This window comes from Prauserella sp. PE36, assembly GCF_003311655.1.
In the GTDB taxonomy this organism is placed as follows: Bacteria; Actinomycetota; Actinomycetes; order Mycobacteriales; family Pseudonocardiaceae; genus Prauserella_A; species Prauserella_A endophytica.
The window spans coordinates 1-598 of sequence record NZ_QEQT01000002.1 but is presented as its reverse complement, the minus strand read 5'-3'; the positions used below and the strand labels follow the sequence as shown (position 1 = coordinate 598).

At 72.2% G+C, this 598-nt stretch carries 1 protein-coding gene; it reads left to right on the top strand.

Annotation, left to right across the window (positions count from 1 at the left end; all coding sequences use genetic code 11):
- The coding region (locus DI005_RS00060) for a histidine phosphatase family protein (RefSeq protein WP_147263807.1) at nt 1–493 on the top strand (493 nt) is incomplete at its 5' end.
- Nucleotides 494–598 lie beyond the last annotated feature (105 nt).

Below are 598 nucleotides of genomic sequence, written 5' to 3'. Positions count from 1 at the left end.
GCACGGCTTCGAGCAGGCTCTGCACGCCAAGCTGCCCGGCGCGAAGATCGTCGCCACCCTGCGCCGAACCGTGGAGACGGCGGCGCCGCTCGCTGAACGCCTCGGCCTCAGGCCGTCCGTGGAGGAGGACCTGCGCGAGGTGCATCTCGGCGAGTGGGAGGGTGGCCTGTTCCGCAAGCACATCGCGGAGGGCCACCCGGTGGCGCGCAGGCTCGCCGAGGAGCAGCGCTGGGACGTGATCCCGGGCGCGGAGTCCAACGACGCGTTCGCGGCGAGGGTCGGCGGCGCGCTGAACCGGCTCGCGGCCGCGCACCCGGACGAGCAGATCGCGGTGTTCACCCACGGCGGCGTGATCGGCCAGGCCATGGCGCTGGCGAGCGGAGCCCAGCCACTGGCCTTCGCGGCCGCCGAGAACGGCTCGATCTCGGAGCTGGTGGTGACCGGGGAGCACTGGCTGGTGCGCCGATTCAACGACCAGGCGCACCTGGACTAGTGCCCCCGCCGGAAGTTCGCCACATAATTCGGCGGCCCAGCTTCCCGCAGGCTGCGTTGCCGGTCCGCCCAAGTACGGCCCAGTACGAGGACGAACCGGCGCCTT